Origin of the sequence: Nostoc sp. JL34, assembly GCF_017114945.1 — a bacterium.
Classification (GTDB): Bacteria; Cyanobacteriota; Cyanobacteriia; order Cyanobacteriales; family Nostocaceae; genus Nostoc.
In genome coordinates, this window is the sequence record NZ_JABXKQ010000115.1 from 1 (window position 1) to 7344 (window position 7344).

Genomic DNA, 7344 nt, shown 5'->3' on the forward strand with positions numbered 1-7344 from the left:
AAAGGCTTCCCCCATAAGCATCTTAGCCACCCATTTTTCAACAACACCTGTAAGTGAGATTGAGCCTCCTATAGGTGTAATTTGGCGTAGATACAGCGAAGCTTTCAGCAGAGGCAAGATAGGCTGAAAATATTGCTATGAATGACTTTCAGGCTATAAGATTCTCAGAAATACTAATATTAGTATTTTTAGACACATTTACCCTATTTCAATTGGCAACCTGATATTGAGATCCAAACGAAAAGTACCATAGGGATTAACATGACCCCAAATTAAAGGCGAAAGCGCCCGCAAATCCTCCAACTTCATCCATATTAAAAGAGTGTTCCTGCTACTAAAACTTAGGCACTGCTTGGTTTAATCCCTTTATTTCTAGACTGCTATTTAAACCAAACAGTGTGTCAGCAGGAGCTATATCTAACCCTATTTCTGGTATCCCATTTTATTTTGAGGACTGTTTTCATGTTTTTTAGCAATTGCGACAATAGTCAAAATTGACTTGACTTCATTATTCATCTTGCCAGTAATAAGTTGGTTGTATAAATATTTGGCTTCTTCTAATGAAAAAGCCGATGGATTAGTAGCAGCATTAGCTTCATGACCACTTTGCCAACCACCCATATTGGAAAAAATTTCGTACCTAACAAGAGGACGATTTTCGCCACCTACATTAAACCACACGCAACTACGTTCTTGTTCAATGTCAATCGAAACTATTGGAGGAATACATCGCCAAGATACAACTTGCTTTGACCAAGTTTGAAAACCAGCATACTTTTCACTCTTGATATTCATTTTTTATTTTTATTCCCTTGCTATGAGATTTAGACAGTCTATTATTCATTTATTTTTGCTTGCCAATTGTTGGTATTTGACATGAAACAAAGCCAGATTCCAGTAATGCCAGTATATTTATATTTTTCATGTGCCTCAATAATCTAACAGGGTCAGCTATCTCTGAATTCGCTAATTCCTTCAAGATTTATAAAGAATCCATATTATCGAAATTCTTCTTTATCGATAAGATGGAATCTTACTTAATCTCCATTTTGTCACTGCTATTTAACTGGTAGATAAAAGAATAGATATGAATGCGTATATCAGTAGCTTTATGCCAACCAGCTAACACAGCATCATCTGAAATGTCTCCAATAACTACCAAACCATCTTCTTTATCCATACAGTAAGGTAAAGGTTCAGCGCTCAACCAACCATAAGCAATGGCTTCTTGGTTTGGCTCAACAATTGAAACTTCTAAACTTTGCTTGTATGTTGAATAGTAGTAAGGTAAATAGCAGGCTGGATACTCTCTTAGAAATTCACGAGTAACTGTATATGATTGCCAACGCAGTCGCTCCCCCTTGATTTCTTTTGGATTAGTTTCTAGCCAATCATAGAGCTTTTTAGCTTGCCGCAATGCATGGTCTTTGCCTTCAAAAACAACGCTGGGAAGAAAAATATCGCCGTCAAAATGCACCGCAACGTCAAATAAATCTTCATCTTCATCTTCATCTTCATCTTCTACTTCTGTTACCTCAATGATTCCAGCTTTATATAGTTCGGTCATTATTCGATATCTCCATTTTGCCGCAAACACAAATTAATCAATCTGCTTTTTAACTTTCTGAATCCCTTTACCTGCGTTGCCGAAAAGAATTGTGTCGCCGGCTTCATCCACAATTTCAATGTATCCATCTGGGTGAAAGTGTGGATAAAGATAGTGCTTTACAGTGCCAAATTGCTGAAATGGCTTACACTGTTCATCGTGCGATTCAAAAGTTACTAGATCGCCGGGTTTTAATTTTCTTTTACCCACTGTTCTAGCCTCTGGTCATATAGGCTCCATTTGTCGCTTTACAAGAAAAGTTGATTTAAAATATTGTTTATTTGCCCGGAAAACCAATAAGAGCAGCTGTGATCAGCTTCATTATAATTAGCATCAAGGCAATTTTCAGCATTTTCTAATCTACCAATTGAGCCTTTGATTTCAATTATTGATATTTGTTCGCCTTCAGCTTCAATAATTTCTTGTACTCTTGATTCTGGTAGTTTTTCGGCAGAGAGGGAATCTATTGATAAGCCTGTGTCTACAACAATATTTGATAAATGATAAATTGATTTACATCCATCATCGGTGCAAAATACTAAACAATTATTCCTCACGTAAATTTCAGTAATTCTCATTGTATAAATCCATGCTTTGATGAGATGATTGTACAAAATTTCAAAATCTCCATTTCGTCACTTCAAGCGTTGTAGTGCAGGCTATAGTATTTATCAATCTGCATTTTGGTTTGCTCAATAGCTGTGGGTATATCTGAAAATGGATGCCTTTCTTGCAGAAGCATTCTGTCACCAACAGGAGCGTACAATTCGCATAAATAGCATTTACGCCGTTCGTCGCGCCAAACGTCAATGTCACAGCCTTTGTATTTTTCGGAATGCTTTAAATCCTCTTTTAGTAAGTCAATCATAATTCCCTTTTTCGATTACTTGTTTTCCCAGTCGTAGGCGTGTTCCTTAATCCATTCTTCATACTCGCTATCGTCGAGTTCATCAGGGGATGTCGGAACCTCAATTATGATCGTATCTTTGAGCGCTTCCATATCCTCACTGTCTAGCTGGGATAGTCGTTTAGTTGAAATATAAGCAATTTGTTCATTGTCATTTGTCATTTGTCGTAATTCCCTTTTCGTCACTGAATGGATAATCTTGTTTTATTGTTTTTCAGTGCAATGGCTGATGCTTTGTCTGAGTGGTTGATTACCCTTATTTTGTTGGTGCAGAGTAGTATGTATTCCCTGCACCAACATGGTATATTTTGGCAAAAGTATTTTTTTATTATCACATTTAATGAGTTATATGCTGAAATTATTCAGAAAAATTTGGTAGGTTTTTTAACGCCAATTGTGCCACAACTTCTGCACGTTTTGACGTTACTTTTTGATACCGTAATGTTGTCTGAATGCTTTCATGTCCCATGAGCGCCCTGAGTTCTTCAATCCCCATTAATCCCACTCGCTCTGTAGCAAAAGTGTGCCGTAGGTCATGAATACGAATTTCTTGGAGTTCAGGACTATCTCTGATGAGCTTAATCCAGGATTTATGCGCCATGCGGTAAGAAAGCCGGGATACTTCCAAAGTCTTTGGCTGTTGAGCAGTAAACAGTGCTGGATGCTTAGGATGTCTATAATATTCAATGTAGTGATTTAGACTTTGATTCGCTACTTCACTGTAAAAACACCACCGTTGCTTGTTGCCTTTCCCAACAACCTGAAATTTCCGGGCTTTGAAGTCTATGTCATCTAAATTTAGAGCTAGTACTTCAGCAATCCTAGCGCCACTGGTATGCAACAAACGCACCAATGCAGACAAACGAACATCTTTTTTGATGACACGATACAGGATACTTAATTGGTATGGAGTAAGGTAACGCACAGCCTCATCAGTAGCGTGTTCTCCTTGTTCTCGACTGGGTTTACGTCTTGTGAGTCCCGCAACCGGATTGGATTTGAGATATCCCATATCAACAGCAAAACTGAACAAAGCCGTGATTACAGCTTGATGACGGTGGTGGGTCGTATAGGAAACATCAGTTAGATGATTGAGATATTCCACCAAAACTTGTCTGTCGATGATTTCTATTGACCATCGACCGTACTCCTTGAGCAAGGGGATAATCGTAGACTGATATGAACGCAGAGTACTTCTGGCTAGTCCTGGACGTTCTAAAAATTTGGTGGCTAAAGCTGCTAAAGTCATCATTACTTTAGAGGAGCTTTTTACAATTTATTTGAATAAAGGTTTAGATATTAACTTATCATTAACAAATATATTTTCAGATATATTTTGATGATTGTAACAGAACATTCAACGCGACCATTGGGAGAAGAAGGGCTTGCTAATTACGTCCAGAGATTGCGAGGTCAGCTTTCTTTAACCCAAAAAGAGTTGAGTTTCAAAGCGGGAATACATATCCAGACCATCCGCAAAATTGAGGGTGGACAAACGAATAGACTCAATCAAAAGGCTAAAGGTGGTCTAGCTGCGGCGTTGGGAATACCACCGGAGTACCTAGATGCGGCAGCGAAGAAAGTCTCCCCAGAAACAATAACTACGTTAAAATTTTGTCCTAAATGTTGGACTCCAGGAACTACTCCTGACCAAATGTGGACAGACTTACGGTCGAAGTATTGCTTTGCTTGTGGTACAGCTTTACGGAATCGCTGTGTTAGTTGTAATGAACCAATTATGTCATTGAAATTTAAATTCTGCCCTTACTGTGGCGCGAATTATAAACAAAATCAAACTACTTCTTAAAAACTGAATATCCAGGTATCTAATTGGCAACGCGCGAACTTTTATCTCCGACACAACGACTTCAATTTACTGAAATCCCCGATTCTATCACGACAAGAGATATAGCTCGCTACTATACTTTTAGTAATGACGAACTCAAAGTTATCAAAGAGCATCGTAGACCGCACAATCGTCTTGGTTTCGCCGTACAGTTATCTTACCTACGCTTCCCCGGTCGTGTTTGGAGTTTAGGAGAAATAGTACCGGAATCTGTACTGTTTTATATTGCATCTCAATTAAAACTTGACCCGACAATCATCACCGAATATTCCCAAAGGGATACAACTCGACGCGAACATCTGGCAGAAATTCAAAATAATTTCGGATTTCATACTTTTAATATATCTACATACAAGCAATTCTCAAAATGGTTATTACCTTTTGCAATATCGTCAGATAAAGGGATGGCGCTTGTGGGAGCGTTGATTGATGAGATGCGCTTGCGCCAAATTATTATTCCAGCTATTTCTACGGTAGAACGTTTAGCCTGGGAGGTCAGACATCGCGCTCAAAAATTAGTATGTCTTGAGTTGACCAAAAGTTTGACAACATTACAAAAGACGGTGCTAGACAAGTTATTAATTGTAGAGCCTGATAAAAAACTGACTGATTTAATTTGGCTACGTCAACCACCAGGTCAAGCTAATCCAAGAAACTTTTTAAAAGTGGTGGAACGACTGGAGTTTATTCGCCATCTCAATCTCGACTCTGGATGCTTGAAACGAGTACACCAAAATCGTCTGTTGCAATTTACTAGAACTGGCGCGAAGTCTACACCTGCTCACCTATCTAGGTTAGATGAATTGAGACGCTATGCTATTTTAGTTGCTTTTCTCATTGAATGGAGTGCGTCATTAGTCGATTATGCCATAGAAATGCACGATAAAATGATGGGTAAATTGTTTAACAAGAGTGAGCATCAGCACGGCGATAAGTTTCAACGCGATGGCAAAGCAATTAATGAGAAAGTCCGATTGTATGCTCAAGTAGGTAAGGCGTTGATTGCTGCTAAAGATGAGTCAATTGATGCTTATGAAGCGATTGAATCAGTCTTAAATTGGGAAAAGTTTATTAGTAGTGTTGCCGAAGCTGAAAAACTAGCCAGACCCGCAGATTTTGATTATCTTGAACTGCTTGATAATCGTTATTCACAATTGAGAAGGTATACACCAAAATTGTTGTCAGCGTTTGAATTTAAAGCTACTGGAGCCAGTTTACCGATTCTAAAAGCTTTGTCAGTCATTAAAGAATTAAATATATCAGGTGGTCGAAAAGTACCGGAATCTGCGGATATTAGTTTCGTTAAACCTCGTTGGTTAAAACATGTAGTTAAAGGCGATACTATTGATCGTCACTACTATGAGATGTGTGCTTTGGCTGAATTACGCAGTGGCTTGCGTTCTGGGGATATTTGGGTAGCAGGCTCGAAGCAGTTCCAAGATTTTGAGGATTATCTATTAGCAGATAGCTCATGGCAGTCAATGTGTTCTTCTCAAACGATACCTGTGGCAGTAACGACGGATTTCACTACTTATATTGAACAACGCTCACTTGAATTGTCTGAACAATTAGCGCTTGTTTCTTCTTTAATGGCAGAAAAGAAACTGGTTGATGTCAGGATAGAGAACGAACAGTTAATTATCACTCCTCTTACCAATGCTGTCCCAAAGGAGGTTGATGGATTTAGCAGAACAGTTCATAGTTTACTGCCAAGAATTAAGTTAACTGATTTGTTGGTAGAAGTTGAGTCTTGGACGCAATTTACGAAACATTTTACGCATTTACATTCAGGAGAACAAGTATCTGATAAAGTTGTTTTGTTAAGTGCCTTACTTGCTGATGGGATTAATTTAGGTTTAACGCGGATGGCGGACGCAACTCAAGGAATGTCCTTTGAGCGTTTAGCTTGGGTGGCAGATTGGTATATTCGTGATGAAACTTATTCCAAAGCAATGGCTGAGGTGGTAAATTTCCATACACAAGTGCCTTTTGCTGCTTATTGGGGTGATGGAACAACATCTTCTTCGGATGGACAACGGTTTAAAGCGGCTGGACATCGTAGTTTTAATGAAGAGATCAATGCCAAATATGGTAAAGATAGAAGCGTGATTTTTTACACGCATATTTCTGACCAGTATGCCCCCTTTCACGTTAAGGTAATTAATGCCACGATTAGGGATGCAACCCACGTTTTAGATGGTTTGTTGTATCACGAGAGTGATTTACAGATTCAGGAGCATTATACGGATACAAGTGGCTATACCGAACATGTCTTCGCAATGTGCCATTTGCTGGGATTTAGATTCGCTCCTCGAATGCGCGATTTACCTGATAAGAAATTGTATACTTTTGAACCTAGTTCTCCTGATTCGCCTTTGGCACCCCTCCTCGGTGACAAGATTAATGTGAAATTAATTCAGGAATCTTGGGATGAAATTCTACGCCTTGCTAGTTCAATTCGGACGGGGACGGTGACAGCTTCTTTGATGTTAAGAAAATTAGCTTCTTATCCTCGGCAGAATCGTTTAGCTTTAGCTTTGCGGGAGTTGGGAAGAATTGAGCGGACTTTGTTTACTCTCTCCTGGTTGCAGAGTCCAGAACTGCGGCGACGGGCGACAACAGGACTAAATAAGGGTGAGGCCAAACATACTCTGAAAAGGGCGGTGTTTTTTAATCGTCTGGGTGAGATTCGCGATCGCTCTTATGAAGACCAGTTCTATCGGGCCAGTGGCTTAAATTTAGTGATTGCTGCTATTGTTCTGTGGAATACAGTGTACTTAGAAAAAGCCGTTGATTATTTGCAGAAACAGGGGATGGATATTCCTGAAGAATATTTGCAACATTTGTCACCGTTGGGTTGGGAGCATATCAATCTCACTGGCGATTATGTGTGGAATTTGAAGCAGGCGACCAGTTTTGACCAGTTGCGTCCTTTGCGGATTAAGGAAAATAAGTATCGCTGAAATGCTTATTTGGTATGGGTTT

9 protein-coding genes are annotated in these 7344 nt (G+C 39.2%); 2 read left to right on the top strand and 7 right to left on the bottom strand.

Going from position 1 to position 7344, the window contains the following annotated elements; genetic code table 11:
* Positions 1-423 precede the first annotated feature (423 nt).
* The 7 genes from HWQ44_RS20265 to HWQ44_RS20295 all read right to left on the bottom strand — a co-directional run bounded on the left by HWQ44_RS20265 (position 424) and on the right by HWQ44_RS20295 (position 3765).
* Positions 424-795, bottom strand: coding sequence for a hypothetical protein (locus HWQ44_RS20265; protein ID WP_292722244.1), 372 nt, complete (start codon positions 793-795; stop codon positions 424-426).
* 238 nt (positions 796-1033) lie between these two features.
* A complete protein-coding gene (locus tag HWQ44_RS20270; RefSeq protein ID WP_292722247.1) occupies positions 1034-1567 on the bottom strand; it encodes a hypothetical protein in 534 nt (177 codons plus the stop codon).
* Between the two features lie 33 nt (positions 1568-1600).
* On the bottom strand, positions 1601-1816 hold the full coding sequence (locus HWQ44_RS20275; RefSeq protein ID WP_292722249.1) for a hypothetical protein: 216 nt from the start codon (positions 1814-1816) through the stop codon (positions 1601-1603).
* Positions 1817-1854: 38 nt separating this feature from the next.
* The gene (locus HWQ44_RS20280) at positions 1855-2184 is read right to left on the bottom strand and encodes a hypothetical protein (protein ID WP_292722251.1); all 330 of its coding nucleotides are present in this window, start codon (positions 2182-2184) and stop codon (positions 1855-1857) included.
* A gap of 62 nt (positions 2185-2246) precedes the next feature.
* Positions 2247-2474, bottom strand: a complete 228-nt coding sequence (locus HWQ44_RS20285; RefSeq protein WP_292722254.1) for a hypothetical protein — start codon at positions 2472-2474, stop codon at positions 2247-2249.
* A gap of 15 nt (positions 2475-2489) precedes the next feature.
* The gene (locus tag HWQ44_RS20290) at positions 2490-2675 is read right to left on the bottom strand and encodes a hypothetical protein (RefSeq protein ID WP_292722256.1); all 186 of its coding nucleotides are present in this window, start codon (positions 2673-2675) and stop codon (positions 2490-2492) included.
* A gap of 196 nt (positions 2676-2871) precedes the next feature.
* The gene (locus HWQ44_RS20295; protein ID WP_292722258.1) at positions 2872-3765 is read right to left on the bottom strand and encodes a tyrosine-type recombinase/integrase; all 894 of its coding nucleotides are present in this window, start codon (positions 3763-3765) and stop codon (positions 2872-2874) included.
* An 87-nt stretch (positions 3766-3852) separates the two neighbouring features.
* Between HWQ44_RS20295 and HWQ44_RS20300 the strand changes: the two genes are divergently transcribed.
* Together HWQ44_RS20300 and HWQ44_RS20305 are read left to right on the top strand one after the other, a co-directional pair.
* Positions 3853-4320 carry a zinc ribbon domain-containing protein gene (locus tag HWQ44_RS20300; RefSeq protein WP_012412872.1) on the top strand — a complete coding sequence of 156 codons (468 nt, stop codon included), beginning with the start codon at positions 3853-3855 and terminating at the stop codon, positions 4318-4320.
* A gap of 23 nt (positions 4321-4343) precedes the next feature.
* Positions 4344-7322 carry a Tn3 family transposase gene (locus HWQ44_RS20305; RefSeq protein WP_292722268.1) on the top strand — a complete coding sequence of 993 codons (2979 nt, stop codon included), beginning with the start codon at positions 4344-4346 and terminating at the stop codon, positions 7320-7322.
* The last annotated feature ends 22 nt before the right edge of the window (positions 7323-7344 follow it).